We start from the raw sequence: 18,452 nt of genomic DNA on the forward strand, positions 1-18,452 counted from the left end.
GACCAATTACGTCCGCGCCCCGCGATCGCCGGCGCGATCGGCGGCGCTAGATGACCGGCTCGCCCGCCAACCAGACGCCCCGCGGCTGCAGGGCGCCGTCAAGGTGGACCAGATCGGCGGCCAGCCCGGGCTGAAGCCGCCCGCGCTCAACATCGAGGCCGAGAAAGCGGGCGGGATTGCCGCTCGCCAGGCGCGACGCCTCGCCGAGATCCACCCGCAGCATGGAGACGGCGTTTCTGAACGCCGCGGCCATGCTCAGATTTGAGCCGGCCAGGGTCCCGTCCGGCGCCCTGCAGACTTCCCCCTGCGCCTCGATCTCGATCTCGCCGAGCTGGAAGCTGGCCTGCGCCGACCCCACCGTCGGCATGGCGTCGGTGACCAGCATCAGCCCCTCCGCGCCGCGCGCCGCCAAGGCGACCCGCAGGGTGGCCGGGTGAACATGCTCGCCGTCCACGATCAGGCCGCACAGGCTGCCGCGATCCTCCAGCGCTGCGCCCACCATGCCCGGTTCGCGCGAGCCGAGTTGGGTCATGGCGTTGAACAGATGGGTGAACCCGGCGACCCCCTCCGCCAGGGCGTCGCGAGCCTGCTCGTAGGTCGCCATGCTGTGGCCGGCGCAGACCAGGACTCCGGCGCGCGTCAGCTCGGCGATCGCCCCCGCCGGCGCCAGCTCCGGCGCCAGGGTGACCATCCGCTTGCCCAGGCCGGGACGCATCAGGCGCTGAACCGCCGCGTCGTCCAGGCTGGAAATCTTCCTGGCGTCGTGGATGCCGCGCTTGCCGGGGTTGAGGTAGGGCCCCTCGATATGCACGCCCAGCACATTCCGCGCGCCGCGCGAGATCGCCTCCTCGACGGCGTCGATGGCCCGGTCGATCTTCTCCGGGTCGTCACTGATGAGCGTCGGCATGACGCCCGTCGAACCGAAGCGCAGGTGGGCGGCGGCGATCGCCAGCGCCCCGTCGGCGGTCGGCCTGTCGTTGAACAGCACGCCCCCGCCGCCATTGACCTGGACGTCGACGAAGCCGGGCAGCAGGACGCCGCCCGCCAACTCGACGAGGTCCCAGCCCACGCCGACATCCTCGCGCGGCGCAATTCCGGCGATCCGGCCGTCCCGCACGAGCAGCGCCTGGCCGCCGACCGTCCCGATCGGCGTGACGAGGTCCGCCCCCACGAAAGCCGCGGCGCTCATAGGGTTTCGGTCACCTTGCTGAGGAACGGCGGGCGGTCCGGATCGAATCCGCGCGCCAAGGCGACCTCGTTGGCGAGGCGGTAGAAGCGCTGGATCGCCGCGATCGGCGCGGTCGCCGGATCCAGTCCGGACGGAAGCTTCAGGATGATGTCGCCGCCGAAACCCTCCCCCGCCACGAGCGTCACCGCGCCGCGGGCCGACAAGGCCGCGATCAGGTCGCTCAGCCCTTCCGACGCGGCGTCGTGCGGCGGGAAGATGAGCACGGGAAAGCCCCTCCCCGCCAGCGCCATGGGCCCGTGGGCCACCTCGGCGATGCTGAAAGCCTCGGCGTGCAGGCCCGCCGTTTCCTTGAGCTTCAGGGCGGCCTCGTGGGCGATCCCCAGCGTCAGGCCGCGCCCCAGCACGAAAAGATTGTCCGCTTGCGCCAAGGGCGCCACGGCCTCGGCCCAGTCCTGCGACCAGGCCGCGTCCAGCCCTTCCGGGAGCGCTCTCCACGCTTCGCGTAACACCGCGTCGTCGGTCCACTCGGCCACCAGGGCGACCAGGGCGGCGAGGGTGGCGATGAAGCTCTTGGTGGCCGCGACGCTGAGTTCGGGGCCCGCGAACACCGGAACCACGATGTCGACGGCCTCGGCCAGCGGGGTTTCGACGTCGTTCAGCAGGCCGATCCGCAACGCGCCCGCCTCCCCTGCCGCCTGGGCGGACTTCAGCAGGTCCGGGCTGCGGCCGGACTGCGACAGGAAGAAAATCGCGGCCCGGGCCAGCTTGTCCGATGTCGCCTCGTAGAGCGAGCTTATCGAGGGCGCATAGGACAGGGTGGGCAGACGCACGCGCGTCTCGATCAGGTACTTCGCGAAGGTCGCGGCGTGATCGGAACTCCCCCGCGCAACGGTGGCGACGAAGGCCGGATCGAAGCGCTTCAGGGCCTCGGCGGCCACCCGCGCCCGGGCCGCAGCGCCGTCGCGGTGGACGCGCAACCGCCCCGCCGCCTCCGCCGCTTCCCTGAACATGCGCGTTTCGGCAGGCTGCACCGGCACCCGTTCCAATCCCCTCCCCTGCCTATACCAGCATTGCGCCATCCCCCGCAATCGGTATCCTAGTGGTATTATAAAGCGGGCAGGGATCCCGCACCTCGCAGTTCGAGACGGCCGCAGCGCGAATCTCGGCGAGCCGCGCCGGCTGGGCCAGCGGCGGGTGGAATCTCCTTCAAAGCGGCGAAACCTTCAATTCCAGGCCTGGCCGGGTCCCACGAGTGGCCGCCAGGCCCGACCTCCGCGGGCCGGCAAGGCGTCGCCCCGCACGACCCCGATCCGCTCATGGTCTTGATTGGTATCTTACCTCTTTTCAGCTGTACCGAACCGGTTATAGTCTGGGTACAGAGGAGAACGGCCGCGCCGACGGTCGACTTGGGGGAAGACAATGCGGAACAAGCAAACCTATGTCAGCGCGACCGCCGTAGCGCTGGTCCTGTCGGCCCTGAGCGCGGGCGCAGCCTCCGCGCAAGCCGCGAGCCCGGCTCCCGCGGCCGCCGCGGCCGGCGTCGAAGAGGTGGTGGTGACCGGCTCGCGCATCCCGCGCACCGACCTGACCGCCACCAGTCCCGTCGTCTCCACGACGCGCGAGGACATCAAGCTGCAAGAGGCGCTGACGATCGAGGACTTCTCGACCAAGTTGCCGCAGCTCGCCGGCGGCGTGCGGCAGGCCGCCCAGGGCAGCGACTCCTTCGGAGCCCAGGTCTTCGACCTGCGCAACTTCGGCCAAAGCCGCACCCTGACCCTGATCGACGGCACGCGCGCCGTGCCCTTCAGCTTCCGCAACTCGGTCGACGTCAACTCGATCCCGGCGTCGCTGATCAAGCGCGTCGACGTGCTGACGGGCGGGGCGGCGGCGGTCTACGGCGCCGACGCCGTCGCGGGCGTCGTCAACTTCATCCTGAACACCGACTTCGAAGGCGTGGAGATGTCCGCCACGGACCGCACGTCCCAGCACGGAGGCTCGGAATTCGGCGGATCGCTGACCGTGGGCGGGCCGATCAACGACCGCGGGCACGTGGTCGTGGCCTTCGACTACACCGAGCGGCAGCGGGCAGACGTGTCCACCCGCGACTGGGCGGTGACGCCCAACACGACGGTGGCCCCGGTCGGCGGCAACTTCACCGACGTGGCCAGCGGCCGGAAGTTCTCCATCACCTCGGGCGGCGACTTCACGACCACGCCGCAGACGTCGAACTTTTCGTCCCAGTTCCCGCTGATCGTGCCGCTCAAGCGCTACAACGTCACGGGGCTCTTCCAGTACGACCTGACCGACCGCGTCCAGCTTTACGGCCGCGCGATGTACACCAACGTGCAGTCGCAGGAATCGGGCACGCCCGGGCCGACGCCGGTCGCGATCAATCAGGTCGTCGGGATCAACCAGAACAATCCGTTCCTGACCCCGCAGATCGCCAGCCAGCTCACCTTCGTGAATGGCGTCGCGCAGGTGAACGTCAACAAGTCGCTGGCCAACCTCGGCCTGATCACCTTTCACACCCAGCGCGACACCGAGCAGTTCCAGGCCGGCCTGCGCGGCGACCTCACCCACGACATCAAGTGGAACGCCTACGCCCAGTACGGCCGTTCCAGCGAGGTGTCGCCCATCACCGGCGACGGCCTGGTCACCAACGCGGCAGGCGCCAACAACTTCGCGGCCATCGCCAACACGGTGAACATCTTCGCTCCCAGCGCGCCGGGCCTGGCGGCGCTCGGCTCGACGCTGATCGGCAACAATCGGGTGCGGGACCAGTTCGTGGCGGCCGGAACCGTGAGCGGCACGACGGCGGGCATCTACTCGCTGCCTGCCGGACCGATCGGCTTCTCGGTCGGCTATGAGTACCGCCGCGAGACCCTCAGCATCACCCAGGACTCCGCCCTGCTCTCGGGCAATAGCTTCCGCGAGGGCTCCCTGGCCGCGTACAGCGGCGCGGTGAGCACCAACGAGCAGTTCGCCGAACTCCTGGTGCCGATCGTCAAGGACCTGCCCTTCATCAAGCAGCTCGACCTCGGCTACGCCTTCCGCCATTCCGACTATTCGGTGTTCGGCAGCCACAACACCTCGAAGGCCGAACTCACCTGGGCGGTCGACGACAACATCCACTTCCGCGGCACCGTCCAGCGCGTGATCCGCGCTCCGAACTTCGGCGAGTTCGCGGCCACGGAATCCTCCCTGCCGTTCAGCTCGCTGATCACCGTGGCCAGGCTCACGCCCCGCTACGCCGGCGACCCCTGCGTGCTCGGAACCGGCAATGTCCAGCAATGCGCCCGCTTCGGCGCGCCGCCCGCCGGATCGACCAACTCGTTCGCGCCGTCCTATCTCGAAGGCAGCTACATCTTCGGGGGCAACTCGCAGGTCAAACCTGAGACCGGCGTGACCAAGACCTTCGGCGTGGTGCTGACGCCGCAATTCGCGCGGGGCCTGAACATCACGGTCGACTACTACGACCTCGACCTCTTCGGGGCGATCGGCGTGATCCAGCCGGTCAACGACCTGACGAGCTGCTACATCACCAATCCGGTGGCCAACAATCCGCTGTGCGCCCTGGTCACCCGCGACCCCGCCAACGGCCACCTGCTGAACGCCCTGGTCAACAACCAGAACCTGGGCCGTATCGACCAGCAGGGCGTCGACGTGAACGTGAACTACTCGATGCCCGTCCCGGACTGGATGCCGGGCGAGAGCCTGCGCTTCTCCTATGCGGGCAACATCGTCACCCGCTACCTCTTCCAGCCCAACCCCACCGTCGCGGCGATCGACTGCAAGGGCACCTTCGGCGCCATCTGCTCCAGCGACGCCACGACGCTGGTGCAGCCCGACTATCGTCACAACGCCAACATCAACTGGGGCTTCGACTGGGGCGTGCTGCAGCTCAACTGGCAGCGGATCGGCAAGGTGCGCGACAGCACGCCCGGCTCGAACGCCCGGATCCCCGCCCAGGACTACTTCGACCTGAACGCCTCCTACCGCGTGCGGCCGTGGTTGACGGTCACCGGCGGCATCCACAACCTGTTCGACAAGGATCCCCCCTTCGTCGGCGCCGGGTCGGTGTTCAACACCCTGCCCGACACCTACGACGTCCTGGGAAGAACGTTCGCCCTCACGCTGACCGCGAGGCGCTAGGGTCCGATCTCCGGCCGCGCGCGATCATGAGCTGGCGGATAGACTGTTCGCGCCGGTCCCGACGGCGCGCGGCCGAAGTCTGGAGTGGGTTATGAGGTTCGTTCACCGCGGTCGGCGCCCCTGCCCATGACGGCGTCGTTCGGCTGGCTGGACTGGGGCGCGGTGGGACTCTACTTCGCCGCCATCGCGGTCGCGGGGGCTTTGCTCAACCGGCACGTCACGACCGATGCGCGGGACTATTTCCTGGCCGGCGGCGCGGTGCCGGCATGGCTCTCGGCGATCTCGGTCCTGGCCACCACCCAGTCGGCCGCGACCTTCCTGGGCGGGCCCGACTACGGCTACCGCGGCGACTTCACCTACCTCAGCACCTGCCTGGGCGCCCTGCTGGCGGTCATCCTGGTCGCCCACGTGTTCATCCCGCGCTTCTATGCCGAGCGGGTGACGACGGTCTACGAGCTGCTGGGCCGCCGCTTCGGCGCCGGCGCCACCAGGGCCGCCGGAGCCATGTTCCTGCTCGGGCGCATCCTGGCCGGGGGCGCACGCCTCTATCTGGCCGCTATCGCCGTCTCGATGATGATCTTCGCCGACGTGACCCCCGGCGGCGTGGCCGTAGCGTCGCTGGCGCTGATCGTCGCGGCCTTCCTGTTCACCTTCCACGCCGGGCTGCGGGCGATCGTCTGGCTGGACCTGATCCAGTTCATCACCTACGTCGGCGCCGCGCTGGCGATCGGCGGCCTTCTGCTCTGGCGGCTGCACGCGCCCATCGCGACCATCGTCCAGCACCTGGCGGCGGCGCCCGGCGGGCACGACAAGCTGAGGCTGTTCGACCTGTCGCTGAACCCCGCCGACCCCTTCGCCTTGCCGGCGGTGCTCACCGGCGTCTTCCTGCTCTATGTCGGCAACTACGCCCTGGACCAGGACACCACCCAGCGGCTCCTGGCCTGCAAGGACGCCCGGGCCGGCGCGCGCGGGCTCTATCTGTCGATCGCCGCGACCGTGCCTGTGGTCTGGCTGTTCATCGCCATCGGCTCGCTGCTCTACCTCTTCTACAATGGCGGCGTGGGGCAAGCCGCTCCGGCCGCCAAGTTCCACGGCGAAAACATCACCGTGCTGATGCACTTCATCCTGACCGAGCTGCCGCCGGGCCTGCGCGGCGTCATGACGGTGGGCGTGATCGCCACCGCCGTGGGCACCACCATGTCGGCGTTGAACGCCATGGCCTCGGTGCTGGTCGAGGACTTCTACCGCCCCTGGCGGGCGCGCCGGGACAAGCCGCCCGAGGCGCACTTCGTGCTCGCCGGAAGGATCGGGATGGGCCTCATGGGGCTGGCCACCCTGGGCATGGCGATCGTCTCCTACTACTGGCAGCACTCCACCGGCGCGGCCCTGCTGGAGTTCGTGCTGTCGGTGATGAACTTCGCCTACGCGGGCCTGCTCGGCGTCTATTTCACGGCAGTCTTCACCGATCGCGGATCGGCTCTTTCGGTCTATGCGGCCCTGCTGGTCGGTTTCCTCGCGATCGTCGCCCTGCAGCCTGTCGTGGCCACCGCCATCGGACTGCCCCACGTCCTTCGCGGCCTGTCTTTCCCCTGGCAGCTCTGCATCGGGACGGCGGCTGCCTTCGTCACCTGCGTCGCCGGCAGTCCCGGCCGGGTCGGCCGCACCGCGGCGGCCGCTGAACTGTAGGAGCCCCAATGTCCACCGAAACCCACGACCGCAGGTTCATCGAGATCGACGAATGGCCCACGTCCCTGGCGGTGGCGGCGATGCTCGAGGGCCAGCTCGCGGCCGTCGCTTCGGTCTACAGCCAGATCGACCGCATCGCGGCGGCGGCGGACGCAGCCTCCGCCAAGATGCTGGACGGCGGGCGGCTGGTCTATGTGGGCGCCGGAACCTCCGGCCGGATCGCGGTGCAGGACGGGGTGGAGCTGTCGCCCACCTACGACTGGCCCAGCGAGCGGCTGGTCTTTCTCCTCGCGGGGGGCCTCACCGCCCTGGCGGAGAGCGTCGAAGGCGCCGAGGACGACGAGGAGGACGCGCGCGCCCAGGTCGACGGCGCGAGCCTCACGGCCGACGACGTGGTGATCGGGGTCGCCGCCAGCGGCCGGACCAAGTTCACGGTCGCTGCGATCGAACGGGCCCGCGCTCGCGGCGCCCTGACCATCGGCCTGGCGAACAATCCGGGGTCGCTGCTGCTCGACGCGGCCGAGCACCCGATCCTGGCCGACACCGGCAGCGAGCTGATCGCGGGGTCGACCCGGATGAAGGCGGGCACCGCCCAGAAGGCGGTGCTCAACGTGCTGTCGACCGCCATCATGGTGCGGTGCGGGCTCGTTTTCCGCGGATTGATGGTCAACATGCGGGTGTCCAACGAGAAGCTGGCCCTGAGGGCCCGGGCCATCGTCCAGGAACTCGCCGACGTCACCGACGCCGCGGCAGAGGCCGCCCTCGCCGCCGCCGACAACGACATCCGCAAGGCGGTGCTGATCGCCTCCGGCGTGCGACCCGAGACCGTCGGTACGCTATTGTCGGCGAATCGGGGAAACCTTCGGGCCGCGCTGGCTCACACCTCGTCCGGGCAGGCCTGAAATGCGGGAAAAGCTGGCCACCGACCCTGCGGACAACACCCCGCTCTACCTGCAGCTCGCGAGCAACCTGCGCAAGCACATCAGCGCCGGCGGGATCGAGGTGGGCAACGCCCTGCCCTCCGAGCGCGACCTGAGCGAAATGACCGGGATGTCCCGCGTCACCATCCGCAAGGCGATCGAGACCTTAATCGAAGAGGGGCTGCTGTTCCGCAAACAGGGCTCCGGCACCTTCGTCGCGCCGCGGATCGAAGCGCCGGCCTTCCTCACCGGATTCAGCGACGACGCCCGCCGGCGGGGCGAAAACCCCGGCGTGATCTGGATGTTCAAGCAGTACGCCGCCCCCACCGAGGAGGAGGCTGCGACATTGGAGATCCCCGCCAGTTCCCAGGTCGCGCGGCTGGGCCGGGTGCGGCTCTCGGGAGGAGAACCCCTGGCGATCGAGCATGCCGTCGTGCCGGCGAGGTACCTGCCGGACCTGGCCCAGTTGGGGGAGTCCCTCTACGCGGCCCTCGACGCTGGGGGCTTCCGGCCCGTCCGGGGAAGACAGCGGATTCGCGCCTCATTGGCGACGCCGACCGAGGCGGGGATCCTGTCGATCCGGGAGGGATCCGAAGTACTCAGGATCGAGCGGCTGACCCGCCTGGCCGACGACATGCCCGTGGAGTTCACCCGCTCGGCCTATCGCGGCGATCGCTACGATTTCGTCAGCGAGCTCAAGTACGAGCCCACCGACCGCTGAGCGGGCCCGGCGGGGCTCGAATTGCGGAGGCAGTCGGCGCGCTTTGTCCGCGTCGTACGCCGCCTGCCCAACGACCGCGGCGGGCGCGCGGGACCACCTCTGGTAGTAGCTGGCGCAGACCTACGCCCGGGCGTCGGCGCTCGCGCCGCCGAAGTGGTGGCCGGCCACGGCGCTGCGTCGGCGCACGCCATATTTGCTGAGCACGGTGTGGGCGTAGTTCTTCACCGTCGGGAGGCCCAGGCGCAGCTCGCCGGCGATCTCCTTGTTGGAGAGACCCTCGGCCATGAGGCGGGCCACTTCGCGCTCGCGCCGGGTCAAGGGCGTCGGGTTGGCGGCCGACGGCCCCGCCAGGGCCGCGAGCCGGGCAAAAATGAGCGCCATGGCGCGGGGCGAACACCGGACCTCGTTGCGCATGGCGCAAGCGATGGCGGCGTGGAAGCCCTCGGTGCCGGCGTCGCGCGGAACGAAGCCGGCAAGACCCGCCTCGGCGCAGGCCAGCACCTCCTCGTCGGCATCGCCGATGCCGAACCCGATCACCTTGCGACGCCCTCGCGCGCTGAGGCTGCGGGCGAGACGAAGGGCGCCGTCCAGCGATGCGTCGAGCACGATGACATCGATGCCTTGCGCCGCATCTTCGGCGCGCGCCGCGGGCGCGGCGCCGACGACGTTCAGCCCGGCGCGCGACAGGCTCGCGGAAAGGCCCTCCCGGTAGAGGAAGACGTCACTCACGACGAGCACGCGGGGCGCGGTCTCTTCCGTCTTGCGAGACATCATCACTGCCCTCGCCGCGGCGCAAAAAACCCTCAGCATCCCTGGCGGACGCAGGTCACGCTGATAGCTGAAATTCGTCACGCAACGCCCACAACGGAGCGTCGGATAATTCTTGGACAATACAACCTAGCACTGCTGTGAGGCAATCGCGTTCGGTGACCCGCGATATGGCATCGAGGCCTTCCGGCGGCTGCAGGACCAGATCCAAAGATCCAGACCCGGCGCGTCCGCCCCCTGTGAAACCCCTGTTCCGCGACGGCGGAGCCCGGGTTCTCGGGCGACCGACGCCGCGGGCGCGGCCCGGGCCAATTCCGCATCCTTCGATCCGTGGCGGAGCCGGCGTTCCTAGCGGAAGTTGTGGCGCGGCAGGAGGCCCCCGCCGTGATCCGCATCCAACTGGTCGCCATGGACACGATGCTTTCCGACATGATCACCGACCTTCTCGCCCGTGAGCCGGACATCGCGGTCGTCGGCCGCGCCAACACCGTCGGCCAGGCGATGGACCTGGCCAGCGCGGAGCCGACGGATGTGCTGTTGCTGCAGGAGCAGCCCGCGAGTGAGGGGCTGATGGCGGCGGCCCTGGCGCCCCGTCCCCCGGCCATCCTCTGCATCGCCGCCAACGGCCGCAGGGGCTGGACCCTGCACATCGACGCCGAATGCAACCCAATCGAGGCGGCGGAGGGCGGGCTCGCCGCGGCGGTGCGCCGCGTGGCCGCCCGCCTGATGTGACCGCCCGTCGGAAGGAGCCTGGCATATGAACTACGCGGCCGCCGACAACGACTACACAACCTACGTCGCCCTGCGCCAGGTGCTTGCGCCCGATCTCGCGATCGCGCCGGCGCCCATCATCCGCGCGCACATGGAAGCGGCGTTCGGCGAGGGCGCCGCCGAGGTCTACAACGACCAGCTTGAGAGCCTCTGGGGCGACATCGGCAAGTTCGTGAGCAAGGCCGCCCCGGTGGTGGCCAATGTCGGCGGCGGCGTGCTCCAGGGCGCCATGGCCGGATCCTCGCTCGGCCTGCCCGGGATCATCGCCGGCGCGGCCGTGGGCGGCGCCGGCACGGCGCTGAGCCAATACGGCGGCGGCGGGACCGCAGGCAAGATCGGCGCGGCCCTCACCGGCGTCACCAACTTGGCAGGCCAATTCAGCCCCATGGGCCGGGTCGGCGCTTCGCTGGGCCCGGCGATCAGCGGCCTGGCCGGCGGCGGCCGCGGGGGCGCCGCGGGGGCGGCGACCGGCCTCCTCAACGGCATCCTGGGCGCGGCGACCGGCGGGGCCGGCGGCGGCGCAGGCCAGATGATCGGAAGCCTGCTCGGCGCAGCGGGCGGCGGAGCCGGCAGCGGCGCGGGCCAGGCGCTCAGCGGCCTGCTCGGCGGCGGCGCGCGCGGGGGCATGGGCCAGGCCATCGGCGGCCTGCTGCAATCGCCCGCCGCGGCGCAAGCGCTGGCCGGCCTCTTCGGCGGCAGTTCGGCGGCAGGCCAGCTCGCCAACTTCATCCAGCGGCCGGAGACCCAGCAGGCCTTCGCCGCCTTGCAGCTTGGCCAGCTCGGACGGCCCACCGTGCCGGTGGGCGCCGCGCGCACGCCGGTGCCGACAGCCGCCTTCCCGGAGGTGCTGTCGCATCTGGCCGACCAGGTGAGCGCCGAAGCGGCCGGCTGGGGCGGCGACGCCGAAGCGGCCCTCGGATACATGCAGGACGCCGAAGGCGAGTACGTCGGCGATCCCGCCTTCAGCCGCGACCGTGCGTCCCGGGTCTGGGACCTGCTGAACGAGGCCCAGGCCGAACGGGTGCTGGGCGCCATGGCCGCCGCGCCGAGCGCGCCCCGGCCGCGCGTCGCCGAAACCGAGGCCGAGACCTGGACCGACTGGGACGCCGACGCCGACGCCGAAGCCGAGTGGTTCGACACCCTCGACGTGCTCGACGCGGAATCCGGCGACAGCGAGTGGGGCGACAGTGCGTGGGGCGACAGCGAGTCCGAGTCCGCGGACAGCGAATCGGAGTTCGCGGGGGAGGCCGAATATGCCGACGCATAGCCCCGAGGACGTCATCATCGTCGGGCCGGACGACATCGTCGAGCATGACGGTGTCCACGATCCTGCGCGCGATCCCCTCGCCGAAGCCGCCGCCGCTGCGGTCGGCCCCGACGCCGCCGCCGCGCCGCCGCCATCGCCAGGGGTCGACCCGAACGCTCTGCTGCAGAGCCTGGCCTCCGGCGCGACGGACCCGATGTCGCTGCTGCTCTCGCAGATCTCGGCCAACGCGCCGGACAATCCGAGCGTCGGCATGCTGGCCTCGCTCCTCCAGCGCCGCGACCCGCCGGCCCCGGAAGTCGACGAGGCGGCCGAGGCCGAGGCCGCCGCCCGGCTGGACGAGCTGACCTCCATGGTCGACACGCTCTACGCCGAGGTCGAGACGCTGCGGTCCAGATCCGTGGAAATCGCCGCCGCCCTGGGCGCGTGCGGCGTGTGCTTCGGCAGCGACCTCCTCTGCCCGCGCTGCGGGGGTCGCGGTCGGCCGGGTTCCCGCCCGCCCAAGCCGGAAGCCTACCGCGCCTATGTCCTCCCGGCCGTGATGCGGGTGCGACGCCTCACCGAGGCCCAGCGGCGGGACGATCCGCGCGCCGGGCCTGCGCCTCAGTTCTCAGACCAAGGAGCCAATCATGCTGGACTATGAAACGGCGGAAAGCGCCGACTACGACAGCGAGTGGAGCGACGCGAGTTACGACGCCTATCCCGACTGGCCGGACTACAGCGAGGCCAAGCGGCGCCCGCCGCCGGTCAAGCCGTCGGCCGGCAAGACCGCCTACGCCCCGCCGCGCTCCGGGACGGACCGGCCCGTCACCCAGTCTCAGCTGAAGGAAGCGCTGAGCAAGGTCGGCCAGCAGATCACGCTCAATTCGAACGCGATCAAGACGGTCGACGGGCGGGTCCGCGGCGTCACCGAGGACCAGAAGAAGCTCGGCGCCTTCGTCCGCAAGGAAACGGCCGACCGCAAGAAGGAGCTCGACTCCGTCAAGCGCGACCTGCAGCAGACCAAGGAGCTGTCGGCGATCATCCCGATGATCACCGCCAACATGGCGCCCGGCCCCATCCCGACGCTCGCGCCGCTGCTGCACTTGGTGCCGGGCGACACCCTGTCGGGCGGCTCGTCGTCGAGTTCGAATTCCGGGTCCTCGGGGTCCCTGCTGAGCGGCTCGAACCTGCTGGCGATCGCGGCCATCGCCGTGGCGAGCGGCGCCTTCGGCGCAATCTGACCCCAAAGCGGAAGGAGAACAGCCGTGCTCTATCCACTGCCCGCCTTCGCCGCCTACTTTTTGACGCGGAACTACAAGGTTTCTCCGGGCGAGCGCGCCGGGGTCACCGCCGTGGCTGCGATCACCCCCGGCCTTCTCGGGATAGCGCCGGCCATCGTGGCCGCCAGTGCGGCGAGACAGGCTGGCGGCAGCTCCATCGGAGCCCGGCGCGCCCACATGCGCTACCAGACGGCCACGCCGCCTCCGCCGCCTGATCCGACGCCGGATTTCGTCCAGGTGCCCACGGGCTTGGTGGGGTCGGCCCTTGACGCCGCGAGGGCAGCGCTCAAGGGCGCGGGCCTGGTCGCCGAATGGGCTCAGGTCTGGTCGCAACAGAAGGACGGCGTCGTGCTCTCGGCGCACCCCCACGAGAACGCTGTCGTCCCGCTGAACTCCATGGTCCGGCTGACCGTCAGCAAGAACGGCTCGCCGCCGGGCCCCGCGCCGGACCCGGAGCTGGACGAGATGAAGGCCATCGAAGGCAAGGTCGACAAGTTGCAGGCGGACGTCGACGGCAAGTTCGACAAGCTGCAAGCGACCGTCGACAAGCTCTCGCCGCCGTCACCGCCCGCGCCTCCGTCCCCGCCGCCGCCGGTCTCGCCTCCCGGGACGACGGCGGACTCCGGCTCGCCGTCCTCGGCGACCGGCGCGGCGGACAGCCTCAAGCGGAAGTGAAACGCCAGGCCCTTGGCGGCCGCGCGCCCCGGCGCGGCCGCCCTGAGCCGCCGCGTGCGCAGAAAGGGGCCCCCTCATGGATCCCGCTCTGGTCGAGTTGTTCGAGGACGGGTCGGCCGACGACATCGTTTCGGTGATCCTGCGGCTGGCGCCCGGACCGCCGCCGTCAGGCGTGACGGTGGTCTCGCGCTTCGGGCCGATCGCCACGTGCCGGTTGCGGCGGGGCGACATCCTTCGCGTTCGCGCCGAGGCCCAGGTGCTCAGCATGAAGGCGGCGCGCTTCTACGGGCCGGCGCTGGAAGGCCTGGACGTCGAGCCCATCGAAGACGAGGACGACCTCGAGCCGACTGCCACCGACCAGCGCCGACCGGCGGGCGGCCTGCCGACGGGCGCAGGCGTGGTCGTGGCCCACATCGACTGGGGCCTGGACATAGCCTGCCCCGCCTTCCGCAAGGCCGACGGCTCCACGCGGATCCTCGCGATCTGGGACCAGGCGGCGGCCTACGACCCGGCGCACCCCAACGCCTTCGGCTATGGCCGGATCCACGGCCGCGCCGAGATCGACGCGGCGCTGCGCTCCAGCGACCCTTACCGGACCCTCGGATATGCGCCCTGGATCGCCGCCCCGGGCGGCGGCAGCCATGGGACCCACACGACCAGCATCTCCTGCGGCAACGGCCTGGACGGCGGGCCGCAGGGCATCGCGCCCGAGGCCGACATCGTGTTCGTCGACCTCTCGACCCGGACCCCGGACGGACCGACGCCGCTCGGCGACTCCGTCGCCTTCCTGGAAGGCATGGACTTCGTCGCACGCTGCGCGGGCGAGCGTCGCCTGGTGATCAACGCCAGCCTGGGCCGGCAGGCGGGGCAGAAGGACGGGCGGACCCTGACCGAGCAAGGCATCGACGCCTTCCTGCTGGCGGCGCCCGGACGCGCGGTGGTGCAAAGCGCCGGGAACTATTTCGAGAAAGAAGCCCACACCACCCGCCAACTGGCGCCGGGCGGCGTGGCCACGTTGCACTTCGAGCTGCCGGCGGGACGCGGCGAGGCGGAGGTAGACCTCTGGTACCGCGGCGTCGACCGTCTCGGCGTCGAACTGAGCGGGCCAGGCGGGGTGCGCGATGTGTCGGTCGCGCCGGGCGAACGGGCCAAGATCACGGCCGAGGGTCGCGTTGTCGGACGGATTTATCATCGGATCGACGACCCCAACAACCATGACAATCAGGTCTTCCTGACACTGGACGCCGATGCGCCCGCGGGCGCCTGGGCGCTCCGCCTGACCGGCGTTCATGTCGCGGATGGGCGCGTGCATGCCTGGATCGAGCGGGTCGCTCCCGGGGCCCAGCGCCGGATGCGCTTCGTCGCCGACGAGGTGAGGCGCGAGCTGACCCTGGGCACCATCGCCACGAGCCTCTGGTCGATCGCGGTCGCCGCCTATGACGGCCATTCTCCCGACCGGCCGCTCGGGCGGTTCTGCAGTTCAGGCCCCACGCGCGACCACCGCCGCCTGAAGCCGTTCATCGCCGCCCCAGGGGTGCGTGTCCTCGCGTCGCGTTCGCCGCCACGCAGCGGCAGCGCGCCGCCGCTCATCCGCATGAACGGCACCAGCATGGCCGCGCCGCACGTGGCCGGCGCGGTGGCGCTGGTTCTCGCCGCAGCGCCCCGTCGCCTGTCCATCCACGAGATCCGCGCGATTCTGCTCCGGACGGCCGATCCGGCGGCGGAAGGCGTGTCCTGGCAGGACCGATTGCGCCTGGGCGGGGGCTACCTCGACATCGCCGCGGCCGTCGAAGCCGCGCGGACTGCAACCCCACACGGGCCGCCGGACGAGCCCGATGCGTTGGCGCTGGAGACGGTCATGACCACTGAAGCAGACGCACATCAGGACGCGGAACGTTGGGACGACGGCCTTCCGGTCGCCGGCGAGGGAAGCGAGGCCTCGGACGGCCGCTACCGCCGCGGCCCGGCCGCCTTGCCCTTTCAGTTCCAGATACCGCTGGGCGGCGGTCCGGCCGGCATCGCCGTGCCGATCGGCGGCCCGGCGAGTCCGTTCGCCCTGGCCGTCCCACTGGGCGCTCCGCCGGCCCCGCCGAGCGCGGCCCCTCCGCCGGCGGCGGCGGCGCCCCGTGAGCCGGCGGCGCCCGCGGACCCTCCCCTCGTGGTCGCCGCCCCCGACCCGCAGTTGCTCGCGGGCGCGCCCGAGGCCGCGCAATGGTCCGCATCTGAGGGCCAGGGGCCAGGCGAACAGTTGGTGAGGACGCAGGCCGACCTCGCCCAATCCGGAGAGAGCCTGCACTCGGCGGCGAACTTCTCGGCCTTGTCCAGGGCGCTTGGCGATGAGCGGCTCCCCGGAGCGCCACGGCTGTCGGCGAGCACGCTCTTCGCCCTGCTGGGCGTCGACCCGCTGAGGGAGGTTGGACCGACATTCGGGGGCGGACGCCTGGTCATCGTGGCCCGGCCCAACCAGCCGGCGGGGGACTTCGAGCCAAGGCCCGGCGACCTGCTAATCCGCGCCGCCCGCGGACAGAGATGGGGCTGCGTGGGCGTGGTCAGCGCCGCGGGGATGGTTCTGCGCGAACATCTGCCTGCCCGCGGCTGGCGCGGCGAGGGCGATCCCAGTCCCCCGCCCGGCCGCTATGTGCAAGTCCTCGAGCCCGGTCCCTGGGCGAACGTCGACCAGCGCCCCTTTGCGCGCCGCTTGACCAACGCCGCCGGCCTGGTGCCGCCGGACACCCTGTTGATGCGCCTTGAGGATCATCCTCTCGTTGTCATAGGCGACACGGCCGAGGCCGCGGGCGGGCAGACCGACGTGCGCTGGCTCCAGGCATCCCTCAACCAGGTCATGGGGACGAACCTCGTCGTCGACGGAATCGCGGGCCGCGGGACCCGCGAAGCCGTCCGGCGCTTCCAGCAGCAGCATGGGCTGGCGGCCGATGGCGTCGCCGGGCCGCGGACCTTGGCTGCGCTCCGCGCGCTGCTGGGCGAGCAGAAGGCGCCTCTGGGCGCGGCCTGCGCAGGTCTGCCCGTCCGGCAGGTGCTCGATCACTTTGTCTTCGGCCGGCCGGAGACGACCCCGGCGCATCAACCGCAGATCGCCAACACGGCCGCCTGCATCGTCCAAAGCTGGGGCAGCCCGACGCCGATCACGACGCTCACCTTGGTCGGCCATACCGATCCGGTCGGGACGGACGCCGACAACGACGTCCTGGGGCGGCATCGCGCGGAGGCCGTGCGCGACCAGCTCGTGGCCGCGATCAGAGCGCTGGGCGCCGACGCGACACGCCTGGCCATCACCGTCGAGTCTCGCGGCGAGCGTGACCAGGTGCCTGGCGACGCAGCCGCCAGCCGGCGGGTGGAGGTGATCGCGCCCTTCGCCTTCCCGCCCCTCGCCCCGGCGCAGGCCGTCGACATCGCCATTGTGAAGGACGACGACGACGATCATCGCGTGGACGGCTCTTCGCCCGTCGCCACCTTCGTCGACATGGGCATCTGGAACCACGCCTACGACGCCGCGGGCGATGTGCGCAACGGCCAGGCCGAGGCGGACAATTTCGTCGGCTCCGACCGCCATCGATTCTACATTCGCGTCCACGATCCCGCCGCCACCGGCGCCACGATCACCGCCACCTGGCGCACCCTCCTGGCGAACGGGAACGACGACGACGCCCCGGCCAGCCAGGACATCACCCTGACGGTCACCGCGCCGGGGTCGCACGTCTATGTCTCCAAGGCCCTGATGCTGGTCACGGACAATGTGGACGCCAACCAGCCGACCCACAGCGGCCTCGCCGCGCCCACCCCAGACGCGGGAATCCGGAACCGAGGCCAGAGCAACCACCGGCTCCGGCGCGGCCAGATCGACGGCTCGGTGCGGGCCCGCTACGCGCCGGCCACCGGCGCGCCTGTGGAGCTCACGCTCGCCGTCTTCCAGCGCAGGCCGACCGACGCGCGCCGACGGCTGACGGTCCGCGTCATCAACTATGGGGGCCATGCCACCGCGCCCTACATCGCCGACCAGTTCCGCAACGCCAACAACCGCTGGAACCAGGTCGGTCTGGCCATCGACCCGCAGGCCACCGCCAATCGCGCCATTCCGGCGGGGGTTCTGGACAGCACCGGCCAGTATCCCGGCGGCCTCGACAGCCCGAACGAGCAGGCCGCGCTCACAGACCTCATCGGGGCCACCGCGGACAACACCATCACCGTCGTATTCGTCCGACTGCGCGGGTCGAGCGCCTACACGACCCTGTTCCGACGGGCGCAGTCGGCGCTGGGCGAGCGATACTTCATCTTCATGGGCATCGGCGTCGACCTCGACACTTTGGCCCATGAGTTCCACCATGCCATCTACAACCGTGCGGACGCCCCCGTGCCCGACCCGTTCTTCACCTTCAATACGACGGCTCCCGATGGCTTGGCCCACCCGCCCCCCGACGTGAGGGTATATCGCCGGATTCAGGATCTGCATGCGCGGGATCCCGACAACGATCCGAACAACGACGGCATCCTCAACTGGCACAAGCGGCGGCGAACCACCCGCTTCGGTCCGGCCGGCGCGGAAGTGACCGCCGGGCCAAACGATGCGGCCAACACCCGTACGGGCAACACGCTTGTAGGAGCCTTCTGATGACCCCGAGCAACGAGAGGCGGCGCGAGCACGACCTGAACCTGATCGTCGGGGGAAACTTCACCAAGGACGCCCTGGGCGTCCTCTATGACGAGGTCCTCGCGCGGGTGAAGTCCGACCCGGGAGGCTACCTCGACACCTTCGAGCGGCTCTACGTCCGCCGCCCCGCGGACTTGCGTCAGCTCTCCCGGCTCTATCTGCCCGCGTTCCTGCAGCACGTGGCCGGCGCCGAACCGCAGCGCGTGCGCGCCCTGGCGGGCCGGCTCCTCAGCCGCGTGGATACGGCGGTCCGAACCGTGGAACAGGTCATCGAGCAAATCGGCGCCGCCGAGAATCTGCCCCAGGAAACCGTATTCACGGCAGAGAACCTGGACTTTCGCCGACGGGAGCTGCGCGAACTCGTCGGCGCCTGAGCGG

The 18,452-nt window shown here is 70.7% G+C and carries 14 protein-coding genes; 11 read left to right on the forward strand and 3 right to left on the reverse strand.

The features are described 5' to 3' along the window. Positions 1-46: 46 nt before the first annotated feature. A complete protein-coding gene (nagA, locus tag VNW53_RS00865; RefSeq protein ID WP_325552959.1) occupies positions 47-1,189 on the reverse strand; it encodes an N-acetylglucosamine-6-phosphate deacetylase in 1,143 nt (380 codons plus the stop codon). Beyond that, the gene (locus VNW53_RS00870; RefSeq protein ID WP_325552960.1) at positions 1,186-2,199 is read right to left on the reverse strand and encodes an SIS domain-containing protein; all 1,014 of its coding nucleotides are present in this window, start codon (positions 2,197-2,199) and stop codon (positions 1,186-1,188) included. Before VNW53_RS00870 ends, nagA begins: the two co-directional genes overlap by 4 nt. 409 nt (positions 2,200-2,608) lie before the next feature. Here VNW53_RS00870 and VNW53_RS00875 point away from each other — a divergent pair, with 409 nt between their 5' ends. The 4 genes from VNW53_RS00875 (at position 2,609) to VNW53_RS00890 (ending at position 8,668) form a co-directional block, all read left to right on the forward strand. After that, the gene (locus VNW53_RS00875; protein WP_325552961.1) at positions 2,609-5,341 is read left to right on the forward strand and encodes a TonB-dependent receptor domain-containing protein; all 2,733 of its coding nucleotides are present in this window, start codon (positions 2,609-2,611) and stop codon (positions 5,339-5,341) included. Positions 5,342-5,467: 126 nt separating this feature from the next. Beyond that, positions 5,468-7,027 (forward strand): sodium:solute symporter family transporter, encoded by a 1,560-nt coding sequence (locus VNW53_RS00880; protein WP_325552963.1) that lies wholly within the window; start codon positions 5,468-5,470, stop codon positions 7,025-7,027. 8 nt (positions 7,028-7,035) lie between these two features. Further along, positions 7,036-7,929, forward strand: a complete 894-nt coding sequence (locus VNW53_RS00885) for an N-acetylmuramic acid 6-phosphate etherase (RefSeq protein WP_325552964.1) — start codon at positions 7,036-7,038, stop codon at positions 7,927-7,929. Position 7,930: 1 nt separating this feature from the next. After that, positions 7,931-8,668 (forward strand): GntR family transcriptional regulator, encoded by a 738-nt coding sequence (locus VNW53_RS00890; protein ID WP_325552965.1) that lies wholly within the window; start codon positions 7,931-7,933, stop codon positions 8,666-8,668. A 120-nt stretch (positions 8,669-8,788) separates the two neighbouring features. On the opposite strand, the gene VNW53_RS00895 is transcribed toward VNW53_RS00890, so the two are convergent. Continuing rightward, on the reverse strand, positions 8,789-9,520 hold the full coding sequence (locus VNW53_RS00895; protein WP_325552966.1) for a response regulator transcription factor: 732 nt from the start codon (positions 9,518-9,520) through the stop codon (positions 8,789-8,791). Between the two features lie 300 nt (positions 9,521-9,820). Between VNW53_RS00895 and VNW53_RS00900 the strand changes: the two genes are divergently transcribed. From VNW53_RS00900 to VNW53_RS00930, 7 genes are all read left to right on the forward strand, one after another. Further along, positions 9,821-10,168: a hypothetical protein gene (locus VNW53_RS00900; RefSeq protein WP_325552968.1), complete on the forward strand. Its 348-nt coding sequence runs from the start codon at positions 9,821-9,823 to the stop codon at positions 10,166-10,168. Positions 10,169-10,193: 25 nt separating this feature from the next. Continuing rightward, a complete protein-coding gene (locus VNW53_RS00905; protein ID WP_325552970.1) occupies positions 10,194-11,474 on the forward strand; it encodes a hypothetical protein in 1,281 nt (426 codons plus the stop codon). After that, positions 11,461-12,114 (forward strand): hypothetical protein, encoded by a 654-nt coding sequence (locus tag VNW53_RS00910; RefSeq protein WP_325552972.1) that lies wholly within the window; start codon positions 11,461-11,463, stop codon positions 12,112-12,114. The genes VNW53_RS00905 and VNW53_RS00910 overlap by 14 nt, the downstream gene beginning before the upstream one ends. Next, positions 12,101-12,694 carry a hypothetical protein gene (locus VNW53_RS00915; RefSeq protein WP_325552974.1) on the forward strand — a complete coding sequence of 198 codons (594 nt, stop codon included), beginning with the start codon at positions 12,101-12,103 and terminating at the stop codon, positions 12,692-12,694. Before VNW53_RS00910 ends, VNW53_RS00915 begins: the two co-directional genes overlap by 14 nt. Before the next feature lie 24 nt (positions 12,695-12,718). Continuing rightward, positions 12,719-13,408, forward strand: a complete 690-nt coding sequence (locus tag VNW53_RS00920; RefSeq protein WP_325552975.1) for a hypothetical protein — start codon at positions 12,719-12,721, stop codon at positions 13,406-13,408. Positions 13,409-13,484: 76 nt separating this feature from the next. Further along, complete coding sequence (locus VNW53_RS00925) at positions 13,485-18,035, forward strand: S8 family serine peptidase (RefSeq protein ID WP_325552976.1); 4,551 nt, start codon at positions 13,485-13,487, stop codon at positions 18,033-18,035. Then, positions 18,035-18,448 (forward strand): hypothetical protein, encoded by a 414-nt coding sequence (locus VNW53_RS00930; protein WP_325552977.1) that lies wholly within the window; start codon positions 18,035-18,037, stop codon positions 18,446-18,448. The genes VNW53_RS00925 and VNW53_RS00930 overlap by 1 nt, the downstream gene beginning before the upstream one ends. The last annotated feature ends 4 nt before the right edge of the window (positions 18,449-18,452 follow it).

Source organism: Phenylobacterium sp. (genome assembly GCF_035569475.1).
Lineage (GTDB): Bacteria > Pseudomonadota > Alphaproteobacteria > Caulobacterales > Caulobacteraceae > Phenylobacterium.

Excerpts from the sequence above, each read along its gene's own strand:
- nagA (WP_325552959.1), bottom strand. The coding sequence starts at position 1,189 with ATGAGCGCCGCGGCTTTCGTGGGGGCGGACCTCGTCACGCCGATCGGG.
- VNW53_RS00870 (WP_325552960.1), bottom strand. The coding sequence starts at position 2,199 with ATGTTCAGGGAAGCGGCGGAGGCGGCGGGGCGGTTGCGCGTCCACCGC.
- VNW53_RS00875 (WP_325552961.1), top strand. The coding sequence starts at position 2,609 with ATGCGGAACAAGCAAACCTATGTCAGCGCGACCGCCGTAGCGCTGGTC.
- VNW53_RS00880 (WP_325552963.1), top strand. The coding sequence starts at position 5,468 with ATGACGGCGTCGTTCGGCTGGCTGGACTGGGGCGCGGTGGGACTCTAC.
- VNW53_RS00885 (WP_325552964.1), top strand. The coding sequence starts at position 7,036 with ATGTCCACCGAAACCCACGACCGCAGGTTCATCGAGATCGACGAATGG.
- VNW53_RS00890 (WP_325552965.1), top strand. The coding sequence starts at position 7,931 with ATGCGGGAAAAGCTGGCCACCGACCCTGCGGACAACACCCCGCTCTAC.
- VNW53_RS00905 (WP_325552970.1), top strand. The coding sequence starts at position 10,194 with ATGAACTACGCGGCCGCCGACAACGACTACACAACCTACGTCGCCCTG.
- VNW53_RS00910 (WP_325552972.1), top strand. The coding sequence starts at position 11,461 with ATGCCGACGCATAGCCCCGAGGACGTCATCATCGTCGGGCCGGACGAC.
- VNW53_RS00915 (WP_325552974.1), top strand. The coding sequence starts at position 12,101 with ATGCTGGACTATGAAACGGCGGAAAGCGCCGACTACGACAGCGAGTGG.
- VNW53_RS00925 (WP_325552976.1), top strand. The coding sequence starts at position 13,485 with ATGGATCCCGCTCTGGTCGAGTTGTTCGAGGACGGGTCGGCCGACGAC.
- VNW53_RS00930 (WP_325552977.1), top strand. The coding sequence starts at position 18,035 with ATGACCCCGAGCAACGAGAGGCGGCGCGAGCACGACCTGAACCTGATC.